Origin of the sequence: Streptomyces sp. NPDC050145 (assembly GCF_044460245.1) — a bacterium.
In the GTDB taxonomy this organism is placed as follows: domain Bacteria; phylum Actinomycetota; class Actinomycetes; order Streptomycetales; family Streptomycetaceae; genus Streptomyces.
This window is the reverse complement of record NZ_JBITJS010000006.1, coordinates 350,327-370,906: the sequence shown is the minus strand read 5'-3', so window position 1 is coordinate 370,906 and position 20,580 is coordinate 350,327. Positions and strand designations below refer to the sequence as shown.

Genomic DNA, 20,580 nt, shown 5'->3' with positions numbered 1-20,580 from the left:
GGCGGAGCCCAAGGGTCAGGGTTCGACCGGCGCCGGGCTCGCATCGAAGAGGAGGCGGATGGCCTCCTCCCGGTAGTGGCGAACATGGCGCAGCGCGCAGTCGGCGGCACGGTCCACGTCCCGGGCCGCGATGGCCTCGTACAGCTCGCGGTGTTCCTCCCAGACCGCCTCCGGGTCGTCGACCTGCTGGAAGAGCCAGCGCATCCGGCCCTCCAGGGGCTGGAGCGTACCGGCGAGCATCGTGTTGCCCGCGATCTCCACGATGTGGTGGTGGAAGTCGGTGTTGGCGCGGGAGATCCGGGCGGCGCGGCCGGTGCGGGTGGCTTTGCGCGCGGTGTCCAACAGACGTCGTAGCGCGTCGAGTTGGGGTTTCTCCGCGCGCTCGGTGGCGCGGCGCACGGCCAGGACCTCCAGGGCCTCGCGCAGGTCGAAGAGGTCGAGGACGTCCTGGAACGAGAGCTGCTTCACCACGATCTTGCGCGGCGACACGGCTTCCAGGAAGCCCTCGCTGAGCAGAACGCGGATCGCCTCGCGCACGGGGATGCGGGAGACGCCGAACTCCTCGGCGACCTCCCGTTCGAGGAGTCGGTCGCCCGGGCGGAGGTGCCCGGCGATGATCCGGTCCCTGATTCCCTCGCAGACCTGGTCGCGCAGCCATCCGACCTCGCCGGACCCCGCCTGTGCCATGTGTCCTCCCCGGGCGCTCCTGGAAAATTTGAAATTACGGTATACCAACGCCTTGACGCAGGCCATGGTCTTCCGCATTCTTTGGTATGCCATAGCGCCGAACGCGCACGTCACATGCACCTCACATCTGCCCGTGCGACCGCCACCGCGGCCACCCGCAGCATGCCCCCGTTCCGCAGCTCGTCCCCCTGCCGAAACAAAGGGTCAGTCATGTCGTCAGCCAAGCCCACGTCTTCCCCCGACGTGGCCACCGAGGCCCCCAGAGCCACCGCCAAGGCCGCTCCCACCCGCACCCGCTGGAAGGTCTTCCTCCTTCTCCTGGGCGTCGTCTCGCTCAACTACATCGACCGCGGCTCCGTCTCCGTCGCGCTCCCCCTGATCACGAAGGACCTCCACCTGACGAAGGAGGTCACCGGCTTCGTGCTCAGCGCGTTCTTCTGGACGTACGCGCTGATGCAGCTCCCCGCGGGCTGGCTGATCGACCGCTTCGGGCCCCGCAGGATGGCCGGCGGCGCCTGCGTCGGCTGGGGCATCGCGACCGGCCTGACCGCCGGAGCCACCGGCGTCGGCTCGCTGCTCGCGGCCCGCCTCGCGCTCGGCGCCGTGGAGGCCCCGGTCATGCCGGCCGGCGGCAAGCTCAACGCGACCTGGCTGGCCCCCAAGGAGCGCGGCCGCGGCGCGGTCCTCATGGACGGCGGAGCCCCGCTCGGCTCCGCCCTCGGCGGCATCGCGATCTCCGGCCTCATCGCCTGGACCGGCAGCTGGCGGATCAGCTTCGTCGTCGCGGGTGTCGTCACGGTCGCCGTCGGCTTCCTCGCCCTGTGGTTCCTGCGCGACACCCCGCGCGAGCACCGTTCGGTCAACGAGGCCGAGGCCACGTACATCGAGGAGGCGCACGCCGCCGAGGACGCGGCCGCCCCGTGCGAGGACCGTCCCGCCAAGCTCCGCTCCTACGTGCACCACCGCTCCTTCTGGGGCATGTGCCTGGGCTGGATGGGCTTCAACGGCGTCTTCTACGGCCTGCTGACCTGGGGCCCGCTGTACCTCTCGGAGACCAAGGGCTTCGACATCAAGTCGATCGGCTGGTCCACCCTGGTCATCTTCGGCGCCGGTTTCGTCGGCGAGCTGATCGGCGGCTGGCTCTCCGACACCTGGCGCGACCGCGGCGGCAACACCAACACCGTGCTGCGCACCATGATGGGCGCCGCGGGCGTGGCCGTCATGGCCGGACTGCTCGGCGTGGTCCTCGTCCCGGACGCGCTCACCGCCGTCCTGCTGCTCGCCGGCGTCCTGTTCTTCCTGCGCTGGGCCGGCCTGTACTGGGCGCTGCCCTCCACGCTCGGCGGCCGCGCCAACGCCGGTGTCGTCGGCGCCGCCATGAACCTGTCCGGCAACATCGCCGGAATCGTCACGCCCATCGCGGTCGGCTTCATCGTCGGCGGCACCGGCTCCTACACCTGGGCGCTGCTCTACTTCGTCGGCGCGGGCGCCCTGTTCACCGTCTCGTCCCTGTTCATCGACTACTCGAGGAGGCTCGTCGTCCGATGAGCGACAACCGTCCGACGACCGGCATCGGCACCAGCACCCGTCCGCTGCGCGTGGGCATGCTCACGCCCTCGTCCAACACCTGCCTGGAGCCCGTGACGTACGGGCTGCTGCGGGGCGCGGCCGGCACGGTCACCGCGCACTTCGCGCGGGTGCCGGTCACCCGGATCGCGCTCGACTCGGGCAGCGACGCCCAGTTCGACCCGGTCCCGATGCTGGCCGCCGCCCGGCAGCTCGCCGACGCCAAGGTCGACGTCCTGGTCTGGAACGGCACCTCCGGCTCCTGGCTCGGCATCGAGCGCGACCGCAAGCTCGCCGCCGCGCTCACCGAGGCCACCGGCGTCCCCGCCACCACCTCGACGCTCGCCCTGCTCGACGCCTGCGCCGCGTACGGCGTGACCCGGCTCGGGCTCGCCCTGCCGTACACCCGCGACGTCGCCGACGCGATCGTCGCGGAGTACGCCAAGGAGGGCCTGGAGTGCGTGCTCGCCGAGCCGTTCGGCGAGGACGACAACGAGGCGTTCGCCCGGATCCCGGCCGCGGACGTGGCCCGCCAGGTCGAGGCCGCCGCGACGGACGGCGCCCAGGCCGTCGCCGTCGTCTGCACGAACGTGCACGGCGCCTTCGAGGCCGAGCGCCTCGAACAGGCCCTGGACATCCCGGTGTTCGACTCGGTGACGGCCACGCTGTGGAACGCGCTGCGGCTCGCGGGCGCCGCACCGTCGTGGTCCGGCTTCGGCACCCTGCTGCGCGACGGCGCCCTGCGTGCCGAGGTGCAGTCGGTGCTCGGCGGGCTGCTGTCGGCGACCGGCGCGGACCGTACGACGTTCCGCGTGGATCTGCCCGCGCACGGTCTGCACGTGGACCTGACCGCGGGCGAGGCCCTGGGCGAGGGAGTGCGCTCGATCCGCCGCGACGCCTCCCTCGACCAGCGCCGCCTCAACACCGTCGAGTGGCTGGAGACCGAGCGCCGCGCGCTGGTCCAGCCGCACTTCCGCGACGCCCCGAACCCGCCGCAGGCGCTCATCGACGTCTACGGCGTCAACGCCCAGATGCTGTCGCCGGTCCAGACGGGCGGCGCGATGACCGGCTGGATCTCCGTGCACAGCATGCGCGAGCGCGCCTGGTCCGCGACGGACCAGGAGGCACTGGCCGCCGCCACGGCCGTCCTCACCGAACGCCTCGGCTGAGCCCCATCCACTTCTTCACCCGCACCAAACGCATCACACAGGGAGCACACCTTTCATGGCCAAGGACATTCAGATCGCACTCGGCGTCGACGTCGACGCAGTGGCCGGCTGGCTCGGCTCCTACGGCGGCGAGGACTCGCCCAACGACATCCAGCGCGGCGTCTTCGCCGGTGAGATCGGCACCCCCCGCCTCCTCAAGCTGTTCGAGCGCTACGGCATCCGCACCTCGTGGTTCATCCCCGGCCACTCCATCGAGACCTTCCCGGAGCAGACCCGGATGGTCGTCGAGGCCGGTCACGAGGTCGGCGCGCACGGTTACTCGCACGAGAACCCGATCGCGATGACGCCGCAGCAGGAGGAGGACGTCCTCGCCAAGTCGGTCGAGCTCATCGAGGAGTTCACCGGCCGCAAGCCCAAGGGCTACGTCGCTCCCTGGTGGGAGATGTCCGAGTCGACGGCCGCGCTCCTGCACAAGTACGGCTTCAGCTACGACCACTCGCAGAACTACCGGGACTTCACCCCGTTCTACGCCCGGGTCGGCGACTCCTGGACGAAGATCGACTACAAGGCCGAGGCCAAGGACTGGATGAAGCCCCTCGTCCACGGCCGCGAGGTCGACCTCGTCGAGTTCTGCGGCAACTGGTACGTCGACGACCTGCCGCCCATGATGTTCAACAAGCACAGCCACAACAGCCACGGCTACGTCTCGCCGCGCGCCCTGGAGCAGGACTGGAAGGACCAGTTCGACTGGGTGCACCGCGAGCTCGACTACGCCGTCATCCCGGTCACGCTCCACCCGGACGTGTCCGGCCGCCCGCAGGTGCTCCTCATGCTGGAGCGCTTCATCGAGTACGTCTCCGGGCACGAGGGCGTCTCCTTCGTGACGCTGGAGGACGCGGCCGACGACTTCCGCCGCCGCTTCCCCTTCGAGGGCACCGAGCGCCCCGCCGACATGCGCTGACGCTCCGCTCCCCTCTCCCTCCATGAACGGCCGCGCGTGCGTGCGGCCGGACGAGGGCGCCCGCCGCTCCCGCGGGCGCCCTCCCGTACTTCTCACCGATCAGCTGCATCCCACTCACCCCCCAACGGAGGGGCACATGGCCAGCGCAGAAGAGTACGAACACGCACCTGTCCCCGCCACGGCACGCAAGAGCCTGCTGTCCGTGGCCGCCGTCTGGTTCGGCTTCCCCATGAACCTCGGCAACGCCGTCTTCGGCGGCGTCATCGTCTACAACCTCGGCCTCGTGCAGGGCCTCCTCGCGATCCTCGCGGGCAACCTCGTCCTGTTCGCCTACGTCGGCGCGCTCAGCCACTACGCGGGCCGCACCGGCAAGAACTTCGCCCTCCAGGCCGCCGACACCTTCGGCACCCGCGGCCGGATCGCCGCGGCGGGCTTCCTCGCCACCGTCGTCATCGGCTGGTTCAGCTTCCAGATCGGCCTGACCGGCTCCACCCTCGAGGACACGCTCGGCTGGAACCCGATGTGGGGCGCGGTCGTCGGCTGCGTCATCTACACCCTGCTCACCGTCGCCGGCATCCGGGCCCTCGCCATCGTCGGCATGATCGCGACGCCGCTGTTCGTGATCCTCGCCGCCGTCGCCATCGGCTACGGCACCACGCACTCCTCGCTCGGCGACGCCGTCACCTACCAGGGTGCGGGCAGCGCGCTCGGCTTCGGCGGGGCTGTCGCCATCGTGGTCGCCGGGTTCTCCGACTCCGGCACCATGACCGCCGACTTCACCCGCTGGTCGAAGACCGGGCGCAGCGCCGTCACCGCCACGTTCTTCGCCTTCCCGCTCTCCAACTTCCTCGCCTACGCGCTCGGTGGCGTCGTCGTCGCGATCGGCGGGTCCGCCGACCCGGCCGCCGACGGAGGCGGCTTCCTGCCGCTGCTGACCGGGCACGGGCCGCTGCTCACCGCCGTCGCCGTGCTGTTCGTCTTCGTCAACCTCGGATCCGTCGCCTCGCACTGCCTCTACAACGGGGCCGTCGGCTGGTCGGCGCTCACCCCCCTCCGGATGCGGCCGCTGGCGCTCGGGCTCGGTGTCCTCGGTCTCGGGTTCGCGCTCGCCGGGGTGTGGGGGCACTTCGTGGAGTGGCTCAACCTCCTCGGCGTCTTCGTCCCGCCGATCGGCGCGGTGCTCATCGCCGACCAGGTCCGCCGGCGGGGCCGCGCGGTCTCCGAGGTGCGGGCGTTCCGCTGGAACGCGCTGGGGGCGTGGGCCGCCGGGGCCGTTGTCGCGGCCCTGGCCCACTATCTCCTGCCGGGTTCACCGGATCCTCTGTTCGGCATCGCGGTCGCGGCCGCCGTGTACGTCCTGACGGACCGTCGGCCCCGTTCTGTGGAACCGGTGCCCAAGGCGGAGCCCTCCGTAGTCCCGGCCCCCTGACCCCGTCTGCCGGTTGACGGTGGCTGGTCGCGCAGTTCCCCGCGCCCCTGGAAGGCAGCGGCTTCGCCGCGCCTTCCCCCGATAGATCGGGGAAATGCGACCCGAAGGGTCTGCATTTCAGGGGCGCGGGGAACTGCGCGGCCCGCCCCCACCGGACCCGCACACGCCACCGAACCCGAAAGGCCCCACCCCAGATGCGCCCCACCGACGCCGACGAACTCTGTCGGCTGACCGCCACCGAGATCGCCGCCCACATAAGGACCCGCACCCTCTCCCCCACCGAGGTCACCGAGGCCGCCCTGACCCGCATCGCGGAAAGGGACGGTGAGCTCGGCGCCTTCTGCACCCCGACCCCGGACCACGCCCGCGCGGCGGCCCGCAAGATCGAGGACGCGCTCGCGGCGGGCGAGGACGTGGGCCCGCTGGCAGGCGTCCCCCTGGGCGTCAAGGACCTGATCTGCACCCAGGGCATCCGCACCACCTCCGGCTCCCGCGCCTACGCGGACTTCGTCCCGGACGAGGACGACATCGTGGTCGAACGAGCCGTCGCGGCCGGCGCCGTCGTGCTCGGCAAGACGAACGCCTCGGAGTTCGGCTACGGCCCCACCGGCGACAACCCCCTGTTCCCCGTCACCCGCAACCCCTGGGACCCGGCCCGCACTTCGGGCGGCTCCAGCGCCGGCTCCGGGGCGGCGGTCGCGGCCGGCATGGCCCCGGTCGCGCTGGGCAGCGACGGCGGCGGCTCGATCCGCATCCCCGCCTCCCTGTGCGGCCTGGTCGGGTTCAAGGCGTCGATGGGCCGCGTACCCGTCTACCCGGGCTGCCGCGACGAGCGCTACCCGGGTGTGAACGGCTGGGAGTCCGTCGAGCACATCGGCCCGCTGACCCGCACGGTCGCCGACGCCGCGCTCATGCTGTCCGTGCTCGCCGGGCCCGATCCGCGCGACCGGCACTCCATCCCGTGCGACGACGTCGCCTGGACGGTGCGCCGCCCGGTGGGCCGGCTGCGGATCGCGTACAGCCCGGACCTCGGGCGCATCGCGGTCGACCCGGAGGTGCGCCGCGTCGTCGAGAACGCGGTCCGCGTCTTCGAGCGGGACCTCGGCGCGGACGTCGACCTCGTCGACCTCGAACTCCCCGACTACGCCGAGGCGTTCGGGGCGATCGTCGCCGCCGAGACCGACCTGACCGGGATGCGGGCGATGGCGGAGCGGCTCGGCGACGGCATGTCCCCGCATCTGCGGGCGCTGCTCGCCACGCCGTGGACCGCCGAGCAGTTCACCGACGCGAGCCGGGTCCGCAAGGCCGTCGCGAACCGGCTGGCCCGGCTGCTGACCACGTACGACCTGATCGTCTCGCCCACCACGGCCGTGGCCGCGTTCCCGGTGGGGATGCGCGGGCCGCGGGAGATCGACGGGCGGACGGTGGACGAGGACCACTGGACGACGTTCACCCCGATCGCCAACATGGCGAGCCTGCCCGCCGCCTCGCTGCCCGCGGGGCTGACCGCGCAGGGTCTGCCCGTCGGCATCCATCTGATCGGACGGCATCTGGGCGACGCGACGCTGCTCGACGCGTGCGCCGCGTTCGAGGCGGCGGCGCCCTGGCCGCTGCTGCCGCCGGGTGACCGCTCCGGCGATCGGGCCGATCGGGTGCGTCAGGGCCGATGAGCCGGGCCCCTCGGGGCAGTCTTCCCTTCACGACATGCGGGCGCGACGGGCGCGGCCGCGTCCGCACCGTGGAGGGTGACCATGACCGACAGGACCGCGCTGGCCGATGTGCTCGCACCGCACGTCGTCAAGGGCCCGGTGCCGGGCGCCGTCGCCCTCGTGGCCCGTGGGGACGACGTCGAGGTCGCGGCCGTCGGACACACCGACGCCGAGGGCTCGCGGCCGATGGCCCGCGACACGATCTTCCGGATCGCCTCGCTGACCAAGCCGGTCGTCGCCGCGGCCGTCCTCACCCTCGTCGAGGACGGCCGCCTGACGCTGGACGCGCCGATCGCGCACTGGCTGCCGGAGCTGGAGTCGCCCGGCGTCGTGCGGGATCCGGCGGGCCCGATGGAGGACGTGGTGCCCGCGGTCCGGCCGATCACGGTCGAGGACCTGCTGACGTTCCGCGCGGGCTGGGGCTTCGCCCCGGACTTCTCACTGCCCGCGCTGCGGCCGCTGTTCGCCCTGATGAACCCGTTCCACCCCCAGCAGGTGCCGGACCCGGACACCTGGCTGGCGGGCCTGTCCCGGGTGCCGCTGCTCCACCAGCCCGGCGAGGCCTGGCTCTACAACGCCTGTTCCGACCTCCAGGGTGTACTCATCGCGCGCGCCACCGGCTCCTCCCTGCCGGAGTATCTCGACGAGCGGGTCTTCGGCCCGCTCGGCATGAAGGACACGGGGTTCCGGGTTCCGGCCGACCGACGGGACCGGTTCACCAGCTTCTACACGCCCACCCCGGACGGCGGCGCCGAGCTCGTCGACCGCCCGGACGGCGACTGGTCCGAGCTGCCCGCGTTCCCCTCCGGCGCGGGCGGGCTCGTCTCCACGGCCGACGACCTGTGGGCGTTCGCCCGCATGCTGCTGTCGGGCGGCGGCGACGTGCTGAGCGCCGACTCGGTCCGGCTGATGACGACGAACCACCTGACCGATGCCCAGCGCGCGGCGAGCGAACTGTTCCTCGAGGGCCAGGGCTGGGGCTACGGCGGCACGGTGGACGTCACCCTGCGCGACCCGTGGAACGTGCCGGGCCGCTACGGCTGGGTCGGCGGCTTCGGCACGGCCGCCCATCTGACGCCGTCGACGGGCCTGGTCACGGTCCTGATGACGCAGTACGCGATGACCGGCCCGACGCCGACGCCGATGATGCGGGAGTTCTGGGCGTACGCGGCCTCCTGACCGTCAGCGGCCGCGCAGCATCGGCAGCAGCAGCGCGGCCGACCAGCTGAAGTTCGGGGAGTTGAGCGGGGCGCCGGTCAGCGGGTCGTAGTTCTCCATGATCGGCCCGTTCCCGCTCAGTCCGGAGGCCTGCGCGAGGAGCCGGCCGGTGAGGTCGTCGGCGTCCGCCCCGTAGCCGTAGCGGCGCAGTCCGGCCTGGGCGAAGTAGGCCTGGTCGAGCCAGACGGGGCCGCGCCAGTACTTGGTCGACGCGAAGTACGGGGAGGACCGGGCGACGGTCGGGAAGGGGACGCGGGTGGCGAACTCGGCCGGGTCGGTGAGCCGGTCCCGTACCGCGCGGGCCTGTTCCATCGTGGCGGTGCCGGTCCACAGCGGGATCGCGCCCTCGATGCCGCGGCCCCGGTCGGTGAGCGGGGCGCCGTCGCTCAGGCCGATGTCGTGGAACCAGCCGTCGGAGGGGTCGAACATCTTCGTGCGGACCGCCTCGTGCGTGGCGGCGGCGCGGGTCCGCCAGCGCTCGGCGTCGGCGCCGCGGCCGAGGGCGTCGGCGATGCGGGCCAGGTACTCCTGGTCCTGGGCGAGATAGGCGTTGAGGTCGACGGACTCCTGGTCGAGCGAGTAGCCGAGCAGGGTGCCGTCGGCGGCGTGGTTGGCGACGACGCCCGTGCCGAGCTTCGCGTCGAAGCGGGGCGCGTTGTCCATGCCGCTCTCCCAGGCGGCGGCGAGGCGGCGCTCCTCGGTGGAGTCGTTGGCCGGGTCGACGGTGGCGCCGTACTCGGCGAGGCCGTCGCGGTCGTGGTCCCGGTTGCGGTACCACCAGGCCTGGTAGGCGGCGAGCTTCGGGTACATCTCGCGCAGGAAGGCGCGGTCGCCGGACTTCCGGTACACCTCCCACACCGCCCAGCCGGCCAGCGGGGGCTTGGAGTTGCGCTCGTTCCAGTTGCCGCCGCCGCGCGCCGGGTCGTTGTAGAAGACGACGTCGGGGATCATGCCGGCGTCCTGCGGCCGTTCCTTGTCGTCGGCGGTGATCTGCCAGTCGAACATGGAGCGGATCTGGGACTCGGCGAGGCCGGGGTCGAAGCGGGCGGTGCCGACGGCCTGCTTCCAGGTGTCCCAGGCCCAGACGCCGCCGGTGAACCACTTGTAGGAGATGGACGGCGTGATCGCGTCGTGCTCGATCCGGCCCGCGGCGGAGCGCCAGTTGGTGACGAGGGTCTCGAGCGACTTCACGGCGATCCGGCGCCGCCCGGCGGGCACTCCCTCGGTGACCCCGTCGACGTAGCGGCGCCAGCGGGCGTCGCCGGACGCGGTGAAGGAGGCCGGGCGGGCGAGGACCGTACGCACCCGCTCGGCCTCGCGGGAGCGTTCGGCGGCGGTGAACGTGTAGGACTCGGTCCAGTCGAAGCGGTGCTTGGCCCCGGGCCGCAGGGTGACGGCGGACTTGGCCTGCGAACGGTAGGAGTCGCCGTCGACCGTGGTGCTCACGGGTTCCTTGTGGGTGACCTCGAAGCGCTCGGTGCCGTCGGTGAGGTAGTCCCAGGTCTCGCGGACCTTGGCGAAGTCGACGCCGACGCCGTGTCCGGTGGCGGCGAGCGAAGGGGCGTCCTTCATGGGGGCTTCGGCGGGCCGCAGCAGGCTGCCGGACCAGTCGGCGCGCAGCGTGCGGGCGGCCTTTCCCGTGTTTCTGACCTCGGCGCGCACGAGAGCCGACCGGTCGGTGGCGAACCGCAGCTCCAGGCTGAGCCTGAGGCCGTCCCCGAGGTCGTACTCCTGGGTGAGGCGGCCGGGCAGCGAGGTGAAGCGCGGGGTGCCGCCGGCGTCGAGGGCGAGGGTGCGGCCGTCCTCGGTGAGCCGCATCCGGCTGAAGGACCGGCTGAGCCACCACGGGTACTCCTGCGCGATGTAGAGCGGCCCGCCGAATCCGCCGTACCCGGCGCGGTCGCCCGCGTCCGGGAGGCTGTACGCGTGCCAGGCGCCGCGGTCGGCGAAGACGCCGACGGGGTTGTTGTCGTCGGCGTCACCGGCCTCGGCGGCGGCCGGGGTGCCGTGCAGGTCGAGCACGTCGGCGTAGTCCCCGGGCGGCGGCCCCGCCGCGGCGGGCGGCGCGGCGAGCGCACCGCCCCCGACGAGCAGCAGCGCGGCGAGCAGGGCGCGGGTCGTGCGAGGTGCGGTCACGGTTCTGCCTCCCAGAGGGTGGGTAGGGGGACGTGCCTCGGGTGGTACGTGGAGCGGTGCCCGGCCGTCGGATCGAACCGGCGAGCGGTCCCGACCGGCGCGGGGCGCCTGGTGATGACGGGCGGACGGCCGGCGCGCCTCGGAGCCTGTTCCGGACGGAGGGCGGACCCGGTGCCCTGCGCGCCGTCTCATACCTCCCGCAGGACGGCCGCGCCCATGGGCGGCAGATGGAGCCGGCCGTCCGTGGGGGTACCGGTGAGGAGGTCGGTGCCGGTGGCGGGGAGGTCCTGGGGGCTGTCGGTGTGGTTGAGGAGGAAGCGGTAGCGGGTGCCGCTCTCGGTGACGCGGACCGTCGTCTCGACTCCGGCCGGGAGCTGGGCGTTCGGCGTGCGGCCCGCCTCGGTCAGGGCCGCGTCGAGGACCGTGCCGATCGCGTCGGGCAGGTGGCAGCTCACGTAGCGGGCGGTGCCGGTGCCGTGGCGCGCGACGGTGACGGCGGGGCGGCCGTCGAGCGGGCCCGAGGCGTAGGTGTCGAGGACCTCCGCGCCCGTGGTCTCCAGCCATTCGGTCCACAGCGCGGCCCGGGCGCCCGAGGCCAGGGGGACGGTGTCCCCGTCGGGCACGGGCCAGAACTCGTCGACGCGGACGCCGAGGAGGCCGGCGAGGGGGCCGGGTGCGCCGCCGTCGTGGATGTGGTCGTGCTCGTCGACGACGCCGCTGAACGGGCCGCAGACCAGGTGGCCGCCGCCGTGGACGTACGCGGTGAGGCGCTCCGCGTCGGCGGTGCGCAGGAGGTGGAGGCTCGGGGCGAGGACGAGGGGGCGGCCGGTGAGGTCGGCGTGCGGGGGCACGAAGTCGACGGTGAGCCCCCGGGCGTGGAGCGCGGCGTACCAGGGGCGAAGCAGTGCGGGCCAGCGCATCCGCGCGGAGGGGTGGTCGTCGGACTCGAGGGCCCACCAGGAGTCCCAGTCGAGGACGATCGCCGCGTCGGAAACGACGCGGCTGCCGGCGAGCTCGGCGAGCCGGCCGAGTTCGGCGCCGAAGCGGACGGTCTCGCGCCAGCCGCGCGAGGCGGTGCCGCCGTGCGGGAGGAGGGCGCTGTGGTACTTCTCGGCGCCCGCGCGGGAGGCCCGCCACTGGAAGTAGAGGATGCCGTCGGCGCCGTGGGCGAGGGCCTGGAGCGACCAGAGGCGTTGCAGTCCGGGCTTCTTGGGGACGTTGACGGGCCGCCAGCTGACGGCGGAGGGGGCCTGTTCCATGAGGATCCAGGGGCGGCCCTGCTTGAGGGAGCGCATGAGGTCGTAGTTGCGGGCGGCGGTGACGTGGGCCTCGGGGTCGGCCGGGTCGGGGTAGGCGTCGTCGGAGACGAGGTCCTCGTGCTCGGCCCACTTCCAGTAGTCGAGGGCCTTGAACATCGACATGAAGTTGGTGGTCGCCGGGAGGGGGCTGCGTTCGGCGAGCACGGCGCGTTCGGCGCGGTGGAGGGCGAGGAGGGTGTCGGAGCAGAAGCGGCGCCAGTCGAGCAGCTGCGTCGGGTTGACGGGGCCGGGCGCGGTGCGCGGCGGTTCGATCTCGTCGTAGGTGCCGTAGCGCTGGGACCAGAAGGCCGTGCCCCAGGCGTGGTTGAGGGCGTCGACGGTGCCGTACCTGTCGCGCAGCCACGCCCGGAAGTGGGTGGCGGAGCGCGGGCAGAAGCATTCCGTGACGTGGTCGCCGTACTCGTTGTGGATGTGCCACAGGGCGAGGGCGGGGTGGTCGGCGTAGCGCTCGGCGAGGGCTCGGGTGACGCGCAGGGCGGCGTCGCGGTACTCCGGGGACGAGGGGCAGTAGTGCTGCCGGGAGCCGAACTCGAGGCGGACGCCGTCGGCGGTGACGGGGAGGATCTCCGGGTGGGCGCGGACGAGCCAGGCGGGCGGGGACGCGGTGGCGGTGGCGAGGTCGACGGCGATCCCGTGGGCGTGCAGCAGGTCGAGGAGCCGGTCGAGCCAGCCGAACTCCCAGGTGTCCGGCCCGGGTTGGAGCCGGGCCCAGGAGAAGACGCCGACGGTCACCATGGTGACCCCGGCCTCGCGCATGAGGGCGGCGTCCTCCTTCCACACCTCCTCGGGCCACTGCTCGGGGTTGTAGTCCCCGCCGTAGAGGAGGCCGTTCACGCGGGTGAGGCGTTCCGCCGTGGGCACTGGGGTCATCCCTTCACCGCCCCGCCGAGCAGTCCGGCCACGAACTGCCGCTGGAAGAGCAGGAACAGGGCCATCAGCGGGAGCGTCGCGAGCAGCGAGCCGAGCATCAGGCCGGAGTAGTCGACGTGGGAGAGGCCCGTGAGGGTGTTGAGGGCGACGGGCACGGTGTAGCGGTCCTCGGAGTTCAGCATGAGCAGCGGCCAGATGAAGCTGTTCCAGCCGGCCATGAACGTGAAGATGACGAGGGCGCCGAGCTGCGGGCGCACGCAGGGGAGGACGACGCGGTAGAAGGTGCGCAGTTCGCCGGAGCCGTCGATGCGGGCAGACTCGATGAGTTCGTCGGGGAAGTCGACGAAGGACTGCCGCATGAGCAGGATGCCGAAGGAGTTGGCGAGGAAGGGCAGGATCACGGCCTGGTAGGTGTCGATCCAGCCGATGCTCGCCATCATCTGGAACAGGGGCACGAGCAGCACCTGGAACGGGATCATCATGGTGGCGAGGACGACGCCGAGCAGCAGGCCGCGCCCGCGGAAGCGGTACTTGGCGAGTCCGTAGCCGCACATCGCGGAGACGACCGAGCTGAGCAGGGTGTGCACGACGGCGACGCCGAGGCTGTTGAGCATGACGCGGCCGAAGCCGATGGTCTCCTGGAGCCGGCTCAGGTTGTCGAGGAGCTTGCCGCCGGGCAGGAACGGGGGCGGCGAGTGGAACAGCTCGGACGTGGAGTGCGTGGCGGCGATCGCCATCCACAGGAACGGTACGAGGCTGACGATGCCGCCGGCGACGAGGACGCCGCGAGCGAGCAGCCGCATGCCGATTCTGGCGCCCTTCATCGGCGGCGCTCCCTTCCGAACAGGAGGTACTGGAGCGCCGAGATCGCGGCGATGAGCGCGACGACGACCCAGGCGATGGCGGCGGCGTACCCGAAGTCGAACTGCTGGAAGCCGACCTTGTAGAGGTAGACGACCGGGGTGAGGGTGGCGTCGTCGGGGCCGCCGCGGGTGAGGACGTAGTTCTCGTCGAAGAGCTGGAGGGTGCCGATGGTGGAGGTGACGACGCAGAACAGCAGGACGGGCCGCAGCTGGGGCAGGACGACGCGCGTGTACGTGGTGAGGGTCCCGGCGCCGTCGATGGACGCGGCCTCGTACTGGTCCTTGCCGATGGCCTGGAGTCCGGCGAGCACGATCACCGCGTTGTAGCCGGTCCAGCGCCAGGTGAGGGTGAGGATCAGCGAGATCCGGGCCCAGGTGGGGTCGTTGAGCCAGTCGACGGGGCCGAGGCCGAACACGCCCACGATCTGGTTGACGAGGCCGCCGTCGGTCTTGAGGAGGACCTGGAAGACGACGGCGTACGCGACGAGGGTGGTGACGGCGGGCAGGAAGTGCAGGGCGCGCCAGGTGCCGCGGAAGCGCAGCCAGGACTGGTTGAGCAGCACGGCGAGGACGAGACCGAGGCCGATCATCACGGGGACCTGCACGACGAGGATCAGCCCCGTGTTGGCGAGGGACTTCAGGAACGCCGTGTCGTGGAACATGCGCCGGTACTGGTCGAGGCCGACCCAGTGGACGGCGCCCGCGTCCTCGCTGGTGAAGGACTGCAGGACGCTCGCGCCCAGGGGGTAGGCGAAGAAGAGGGCGAAGAGCGCGGCGGCCGGTGCGGCGAAGATCCAGCCGGTGCGCCGCAGCCGGCGGCGCGGCCGGCGGGTGCGGCGGCCGGGCGCCGGGCGGGCGGAGGTGGTGCCGGGCCCGGTGCGGGTGTCGAGGACGGCCATGGTCGCTAGGCCACCTTCTTCCGTTTGGTCGCCTCGGCGAGCTGGTCGGCGGCCGAGGCGAGCGCGGCCTTGGGGTCCTTGCCGCGCAGCATCACGGCGTTGACGGCGGCGGTGGCGATGTCGCTCGCCTTGGCGTCGTCGTCGGTGTACTCGACGGGCGGGATGTTCTGGGCGAGGCGGGCGAAGACGGCGTTGGCGCGCTGTCCGCCGAAGTACTCCTGCGGCGCGCTCAGGTACGGGTCCTCGAGCGCGGGCAGGTAGGCGGGGAAGAGGCCTTCGCGTTTGAGCATGGAGATCTGGTTGGCCCTGCCGGTGAGCAGGAAGCGGATGAACTCCCAGGCCAGGTCGGCGTTCTTGGTCTGGGCGGGGACACAGAGGGTGGAGCCGCCGATGTTGGAGGTGCGGACGCCGTCGGCGGTGAATCCGGGCAGCGGGACGACGCCGAACTTGCCTTTCAGTTCCGGCATCTCGGCGGTGAGGGTGCCGGTCCACCAGGCGGCGGTGGGCGTGGTGGTGACCTTGCCCTCCTTGGTGGCGGTGACGAGTCCGTCCCAGCCCTTCTCGTAGGAGACGAGTCCGTGTTCGGCGAGGTCGCGCATGACGTTCATGGCCTTGAGCGCGGCGGGGGTGTCGAGGGCGACGCGGCCGCCCTTGAAGTAGGACTGGCCCTGCTGCTGGAGCAGCATGGGGAGGATCCCGGAGTCGGTGGAGTCCATGACGAGGAGCTTGTGTCCGGTGGCCTTCTTGATGCGGATGCCGGCCTTCACGTAGTCGTCCCAGGTGCGCAGGGAGTCCGGGGTGATGCCGGCCGCGCGCAGGTGGTCGCTGCGGTGGTAGAGGGCGCAGGGGCCGATGTCCCAGGGCAGGGCGAAGACCTTGTCGCCGTCCGGGCCGCCGGTGACGGTGCGCCAGGCGGCGCGGTCGAAATCGCCGCCGTAGCGGCCGCCGAGGGCCGCCAGGCCGTAGAAGCCGGTGGGGAAGTTGGCGGTGTAGCGGGGCAGGTAGCTGCCCTCCATCGTGAGCACGTCGGGCAGGCCTCTGCCGCCGCGCAGGCCCACGGTGATCTTGTCGTAGGCGTTGTCGTAGCCGATGTCGACGACCTTGATCTTCGTGCCGGGGTGTCTGGCCTCGAAGGTGCGGCCGAGCCGTTTCATGGCGGTGGCGGCGACGTCCCACGACCAGACGGTGATCGTGCCGGAGAGTTTCGGGCGGTCGCCGGTCTTGTCGTCCTTGCCGCCGAGTTCGCGCGTCTCGCCTCCGCCGCCGCCCGAGCCGCCCATGGCGCAGCCGGTGAGCAGGGCGGATGCCGAGGCGGTGAGACCTGTGGCCAGAACACTGCGTCGGGTGGGTGCTGTTGACACTCTTGCCTCCTGGAGCCTGAATGCCTAATGCTGTATTCAGAACACTGAATGACGGACCCGGCCGTCAAGAGGCGTACACACAAAGACTTCTCGGCCCCACCGGGCCCGCTCCCCCTCGGAGCCCCCTCCCAGCCCCCTCCAAGTCACCCCGACTTCCGCCCACCCGAAAGGCGAGGCATGACGTCGTCCCAGGCCCAGGCCTTCGAACCCACCGAGCCCTCCGAGCCCTTCGAGCCCGCTCCGCACCCGTACATCCCGAACGCCGTGCCCGCCGTGCGGCGGGCGATGCTCGACGCGATCGGCGCCGCGAGCGTCGAGGAGTTCTACGCGGACATCCCCGACGGGATCCGGCTGCACCGCCCCCTGAACCTGCCCGCGCCGCTGCGCTCCGAGGCCGAGCTGACCCGGCACATGGAGCGGCTGCTCGGCCGCAACACGACCACCCGCGAGGCCCTGAGCTTCCTCGGCGCGGGCTGCTACCAGCACCACGTACCGGCCGTCGTCGACGAGATCGTCGACCGCAGCGAGTTCCTGACCGCCTACGCGGGCGAGCCGTACGAGGACCACGGGCGCTTCCAGGCCCTGTGGGAGTACCAGTCGATGATGGCCGAGCTGCTCGACGTCGAGATCGTCAACGTGCCGGTGTACGACGGCTTCCAGGCCGCGGGCACCGCGCTGCGCATGGCCGGACGCGTCACGGGCCGCCGCCGGCTGCTCGTCGCCTCGTCGGTCGGCGCCGACGAGCTCTCCCGGATCCGCGACTACGTCCGCCCCGACCACGACGTGACGGTCGTCCCGGTCGACCCCGCCACGGGAGGCGCCGACCTGGCCGCCGTGCGGGAAGCGCTCGCCGAGGGCGAGGTCGCCGCCGTGTACGCGCAGGCCCCCTCGGCGCTCGGCGTGATCGACGCGGGCCTGCCGGACCTGGCCGAACTCGCGCACGACGCGGGCGCGTTGTACGTCGTCGGCTGCAACCCGATCACGCTCGGCGTGCTCGCTCCCCCGTCCTCCTACGGCGCCGACATCGCGTGCGGGGACATCCAGCCGCTCGGCGTCCACCAGAGCTTCGGCGGGGGCAACGCCGGGTTCATCGCCACCCGCGACGAGGAGCGGCTCGTCGCCGAATACCCCTCACGCCTGTTCGGGCTCGTGCCGACGCAGGTCGAGGGCGAGTACGGCTTCGGCGACGTCGCGTACGAGCGCACCTCCTTCGCCCAGCGGGAGGAGGGCAAGGAGTGGGTCGGCACCGCCGCCGCGCTGCACGGCATCGGCGCCGGGGTGTACCTCGCGCTGATGGGCCCGCAGGGCATGCGGGAGATCGGCGACACGATCCTGCGGCTCACCGCGTACGCGCGCGCCCGGCTCGCCGAAGTGCCGGGGATCGAGGTGCCGTTCGGGGACACTCCGCACTTCGCCGACTTCACCGTGCGGTACACCGGCTCGCGCTCGGCGGCCGAGATCCGCACCGACCTGCGCGGGCACGGGATCTTCGGCGGGGTGCCCGCCGGGGAGCGCACGGCCGCGTTCTGCGTGACCGAGGTGCGCACCAAGGCCGACATCGACCTGCTCGCCACGACGCTGGAGGAGATCGTCAAGTGACCGCCCACGCCACCCCCGCCCCCGTCTCCCCCGACGCGGCGCGCATCGCCCCGAAGCCCGCGCTGCGCCGCTTCCACCAGGCGTCCTGGGACGAGAAGCTGATCTTCGAGCTGGGCTCGCCCGGTGAACGCGGCGTCCTGGTCCCCGAGGCCGACCCCTCGCTCCCCGCGCCCGAGCTCCCCGCCGCCCTGCGCCGCGCCGAGCCGCCCGCGCTCCCCGAACTGTCCCAACAGCAGGTGCTGCGCCACTACTTGAGGCTGTCGCAGGAGAACCTCGGCGCCGATCTCAACATCGACGTGGGCCAGGGCACCTGCACGATGAAGTACAGCCCGAAGGTCAACGACCGGTTCGTACGCGATCCGCGCATTGCCGCCCTGCACCCGCTCCAGGAGGAGGAGACCGTCCAGGGCGTGCTGCGGATCATCCACGAGCTGGAGGGCCTGCTGAAGGAGATCTCCGGCATGGACCGGGTGTCGCTCCAGCCGGGCGCCGGCTCCGCCGCGATCTACACCAACGTGGCCATGATCCGGGCCCACTTCGCGGCGCGCGGCGAGCTGGAGCAGCGCGACGAGGTCATCACGACGATCTTCTCGCACCCCTCGAACGCGGCCTGCGCGAAGACCGCCGGGTTCAAGGTGATCACCCTGCACCCGGACGCGGACGGCTACCCGGACATCGAGGCCCTCAAGGCCGCCGTCGGCCCGCGCACCGCCGCCCTCCTGATCACCAACCCGGAGGACACGGGCATCTACAACCCGCGCATCGAGGAGTTCGTCCGCATCGTGCACGAGGCGGGCGGCCTGTGCTCCTACGACCAGGCGAACGCCAACGGCATCCTCGGCATCACCCGGGCCCGCGACGCCGGTTTCGACCTGTGCCACTTCAACCTGCACAAGACGTTCTCCACCCCGCACGCCTGCGGCGGTCCGGCGGCGGGCGCGTGCGCGGTCACCGCGGAGCTGGCCCCCTATCTGCCGGTCCCCACCGTCGAGTTCGACGGCGAGCGCTACCGGCTCGACGCCGACCGCCCCGAGTCGGTCGGCAAGATGCGCCCCTTCCACGGCGTCGTCCCGAACCTGGTCCGCGCCTACGCCTGGATCATGTCGCTCGGCGCCGACGGCCTGCGCGCGGCGGCCGAGACGGCCGTCCTCAACAACAACTACCTGCTCCACAAGGTGCGGCGGATCCCCGGCGTCGAGGTCCCCTACGCCGAGGGCCGCCCCCGCGTCGAACAGGTCCGCTACAGCTGGCGCAAGCTGTACGAGGACACGGGCGTGCACTCCGAGGACCTCGGGCTGCGCGCGGCCGACTTCGGCACCCACTACTGGACCAGCCACCACCCGTACGTCGTCCCGGAACCCATGACCCTGGAGCCGACGGAGTCGTACACCCGGGCCGACCTGGACGAGTACGCGGCGATCCTCGCGGAGGTCGCCCGGGAGGCGTACGAGGACCCGGAGACGGTCCGCACCGCGCCCCACCGCTCGACGATCCACCGGGTCCGCCCCGAGGCCCTGGACGATCCGTCGACCTGGGCGGTGTCCTGGCGCGCCTACCGCCGCAAGATCCTCGGCGAATCCGCGTGACACGGCCCCGCGTCGGCCTCGTGGTGAACCCGGTCGCCGGGCTCGGCGGCCGGGTCGGCCTCGGCGGCACGGACGGCCGGGACCGGGCCCGGCGCGCCCTTGAGCTGGGCGCGGTCCCGCAGGCCTCGGCGCGCGCCGGGGAGGCCCTGGCCGAGCTGCGCGCCCGTGGCTGCTCCCCGGTGGTCGTGACCGTCCCGGGGGCGATGGGCGAGGAGGCGGCGCGGCGGGCGGGGCTCGACGTGGAGACCGTCCCGGGGCTCCGCTCCGGCGCCCCCGGACCGGTCGGCACCACCGCCGAGGACACCGTCGCCGCCGTCCGGGCCGTCGTCGCCGCGGGGGTCGACCTGGTGCTGTTCGCCGGGGGCGACGGGACCGCGCGGGACGTGGCCCGGGCGCTCGACGGCGCCCCGTGCGTGGTGCTCGGGGTGCCGACGGGGGTCAAGATGCACTCGGCCGTGTTCGCCGTCGGGCCGCGCGCCGCCGGGGAGGTCGCGGCCGCGCGGCTGAGCGGGGCCGCGACCGGGGTCCGGGACGCGGAGGTCATGGACCGCGACGAGGCGGCGCTGCGCGCGGGCCGCACCGCCTCCCGGCTGCACGGCTGGCTCACCGTGCCCGATGTCCCGGCCCGGGTGCAGCAGCGCAAGACGGGCAGCTCTTCGGCCGCGTACGACACGAGCGGCGGGATCGCGGCCGAGCTCGCCGCGCGCGTGGGCGACGGGCTGCTCGTGCTCGGGCCCGGCACGACGACCCGCGCCGTCGCGGCGGCGCTCGGCGCGGACGCCTCCCTCGCGGGCGTCGACGTGCTCGACCTGCGCGACGGACAGGCCGTCGTCACGGCGAAGGACGCGTCGGAGGACGGGGTCCTCGCGCGCCTGGACCCGGCGCGGCCCTGTCATGTGGTCGTCTCGCCCATCGGCGGGCAGGGCTTCCTGCTCGGCCGGGGCAATCAGCAGATCTCGCCCCGCGTGCTGCGCGCGGCGGGAGGGCGCGACGGGCTGCTCGTGGTGTGCGCGGAGGCGAAGCTCGCCGCGCTCCAGGGCCGTCCGCTGCTCGTCGACACCGGCGACCGCGCCCTGGACGCCGAACTGACCGGCCACGTCCGGGTGATCACCGGGCACCGCCGGATCTCCCTCTACCGAACCGAAGCCTGAATCCCAGCCTGAATCCCAGCCTGGATCCCCATCCCTTCAGCTCCTCCAGGAGGACAC

At 72.6% G+C, this 20,580-nt stretch carries 15 protein-coding genes; 9 read left to right on the top strand and 6 right to left on the bottom strand.

What is annotated here, in order from left to right; translation table 11 throughout:
* Positions 1-15: 15 nt before the first annotated feature.
* Entirely contained in the window at positions 16-687 is a 672-nt protein-coding gene (locus ACIBTU_RS15080) for a GntR family transcriptional regulator (protein WP_399126530.1), read from the bottom strand.
* Between the two features lie 210 nt (positions 688-897).
* Between ACIBTU_RS15080 and ACIBTU_RS15075 the strand changes: the two genes are divergently transcribed.
* From ACIBTU_RS15075 to ACIBTU_RS15050, 6 genes are all read left to right on the top strand, one after another.
* Positions 898-2,235 carry an MFS transporter gene (locus ACIBTU_RS15075; protein WP_399126529.1) on the top strand — a complete coding sequence of 446 codons (1,338 nt, stop codon included), beginning with the start codon at positions 898-900 and terminating at the stop codon, positions 2,233-2,235.
* On the top strand, positions 2,232-3,422 hold the full coding sequence (locus ACIBTU_RS15070; protein WP_399126528.1) for an aspartate/glutamate racemase family protein: 1,191 nt from the start codon (positions 2,232-2,234) through the stop codon (positions 3,420-3,422). The genes ACIBTU_RS15075 and ACIBTU_RS15070 overlap by 4 nt, the downstream gene beginning before the upstream one ends.
* Before the next feature lie 55 nt (positions 3,423-3,477).
* A complete protein-coding gene (locus ACIBTU_RS15065; RefSeq protein ID WP_188335926.1) occupies positions 3,478-4,383 on the top strand; it encodes a polysaccharide deacetylase in 906 nt (301 codons plus the stop codon).
* A gap of 136 nt (positions 4,384-4,519) precedes the next feature.
* On the top strand, positions 4,520-5,812 hold the full coding sequence (locus ACIBTU_RS15060) for a cytosine permease (protein ID WP_399126527.1): 1,293 nt from the start codon (positions 4,520-4,522) through the stop codon (positions 5,810-5,812).
* Between the two features lie 194 nt (positions 5,813-6,006).
* A complete protein-coding gene (locus tag ACIBTU_RS15055) occupies positions 6,007-7,482 on the top strand; it encodes an amidase (protein WP_399126526.1) in 1,476 nt (491 codons plus the stop codon).
* A gap of 81 nt (positions 7,483-7,563) precedes the next feature.
* The gene (locus ACIBTU_RS15050) at positions 7,564-8,700 is read left to right on the top strand and encodes a serine hydrolase domain-containing protein (RefSeq protein ID WP_399126525.1); all 1,137 of its coding nucleotides are present in this window, start codon (positions 7,564-7,566) and stop codon (positions 8,698-8,700) included.
* A 3-nt stretch (positions 8,701-8,703) separates the two neighbouring features.
* Here the strand turns inward: ACIBTU_RS15050 and ACIBTU_RS15045 are convergent, their stop codons facing one another.
* From ACIBTU_RS15045 to ACIBTU_RS15025, 5 genes are all read right to left on the bottom strand, one after another.
* The gene (locus tag ACIBTU_RS15045; protein ID WP_399126524.1) at positions 8,704-10,875 is read right to left on the bottom strand and encodes an MGH1-like glycoside hydrolase domain-containing protein; all 2,172 of its coding nucleotides are present in this window, start codon (positions 10,873-10,875) and stop codon (positions 8,704-8,706) included.
* Positions 10,876-11,063: 188 nt separating this feature from the next.
* Entirely contained in the window at positions 11,064-13,064 is a 2,001-nt protein-coding gene (locus tag ACIBTU_RS15040; RefSeq protein WP_399126523.1) for a beta-galactosidase, read from the bottom strand.
* Positions 13,061-13,888, bottom strand: a complete 828-nt coding sequence (locus ACIBTU_RS15035; protein ID WP_399126522.1) for a carbohydrate ABC transporter permease — start codon at positions 13,886-13,888, stop codon at positions 13,061-13,063. Before ACIBTU_RS15035 ends, ACIBTU_RS15040 begins: the two co-directional genes overlap by 4 nt.
* Positions 13,885-14,826 (bottom strand): carbohydrate ABC transporter permease, encoded by a 942-nt coding sequence (locus tag ACIBTU_RS15030; RefSeq protein ID WP_399126521.1) that lies wholly within the window; start codon positions 14,824-14,826, stop codon positions 13,885-13,887. The genes ACIBTU_RS15035 and ACIBTU_RS15030 overlap by 4 nt, the downstream gene beginning before the upstream one ends.
* A 5-nt stretch (positions 14,827-14,831) precedes the next feature.
* Positions 14,832-16,187: an ABC transporter substrate-binding protein gene (locus tag ACIBTU_RS15025; RefSeq protein WP_399126519.1), complete on the bottom strand. Its 1,356-nt coding sequence runs from the start codon at positions 16,185-16,187 to the stop codon at positions 14,832-14,834.
* Between the two features lie 177 nt (positions 16,188-16,364).
* Between ACIBTU_RS15025 and gcvPA the strand changes: the two genes are divergently transcribed.
* From gcvPA to ACIBTU_RS15010, 3 genes are read left to right on the top strand one after another with little or no spacing between them, the layout of a single operon-like run.
* Positions 16,365-17,786: an aminomethyl-transferring glycine dehydrogenase subunit GcvPA gene (gene gcvPA, locus ACIBTU_RS15020; protein ID WP_399126518.1), complete on the top strand. Its 1,422-nt coding sequence runs from the start codon at positions 16,365-16,367 to the stop codon at positions 17,784-17,786.
* Positions 17,783-19,372, top strand: a complete 1,590-nt coding sequence (gene gcvPB / locus ACIBTU_RS15015) for an aminomethyl-transferring glycine dehydrogenase subunit GcvPB (RefSeq protein ID WP_399126517.1) — start codon at positions 17,783-17,785, stop codon at positions 19,370-19,372. The genes gcvPA and gcvPB overlap by 4 nt, the downstream gene beginning before the upstream one ends.
* Positions 19,369-20,523 carry an ATP-NAD kinase family protein gene (locus tag ACIBTU_RS15010; RefSeq protein WP_399126516.1) on the top strand — a complete coding sequence of 385 codons (1,155 nt, stop codon included), beginning with the start codon at positions 19,369-19,371 and terminating at the stop codon, positions 20,521-20,523. Before gcvPB ends, ACIBTU_RS15010 begins: the two co-directional genes overlap by 4 nt.
* The last annotated feature ends 57 nt before the right edge of the window (positions 20,524-20,580 follow it).

Coding starts and splice junctions, on each gene's coding strand:
- ACIBTU_RS15080 (WP_399126530.1), bottom strand. CDS start 687: ATGGCACAGGCGGGGTCCGGCGAGGTCGGATGGCTGCGCGACCAGGTC.
- ACIBTU_RS15075 (WP_399126529.1), top strand. CDS start 898: ATGTCGTCAGCCAAGCCCACGTCTTCCCCCGACGTGGCCACCGAGGCC.
- ACIBTU_RS15070 (WP_399126528.1), top strand. CDS start 2,232: ATGAGCGACAACCGTCCGACGACCGGCATCGGCACCAGCACCCGTCCG.
- ACIBTU_RS15065 (WP_188335926.1), top strand. CDS start 3,478: ATGGCCAAGGACATTCAGATCGCACTCGGCGTCGACGTCGACGCAGTG.
- ACIBTU_RS15060 (WP_399126527.1), top strand. CDS start 4,520: ATGGCCAGCGCAGAAGAGTACGAACACGCACCTGTCCCCGCCACGGCA.
- ACIBTU_RS15055 (WP_399126526.1), top strand. CDS start 6,007: ATGCGCCCCACCGACGCCGACGAACTCTGTCGGCTGACCGCCACCGAG.
- ACIBTU_RS15050 (WP_399126525.1), top strand. CDS start 7,564: ATGACCGACAGGACCGCGCTGGCCGATGTGCTCGCACCGCACGTCGTC.
- ACIBTU_RS15040 (WP_399126523.1), bottom strand. CDS start 13,064: ATGACCCCAGTGCCCACGGCGGAACGCCTCACCCGCGTGAACGGCCTC.
- ACIBTU_RS15035 (WP_399126522.1), bottom strand. CDS start 13,888: ATGAAGGGCGCCAGAATCGGCATGCGGCTGCTCGCTCGCGGCGTCCTC.
- ACIBTU_RS15030 (WP_399126521.1), bottom strand. CDS start 14,826: ATGGCCGTCCTCGACACCCGCACCGGGCCCGGCACCACCTCCGCCCGC.
- gcvPA (WP_399126518.1), top strand. CDS start 16,365: ATGACGTCGTCCCAGGCCCAGGCCTTCGAACCCACCGAGCCCTCCGAG.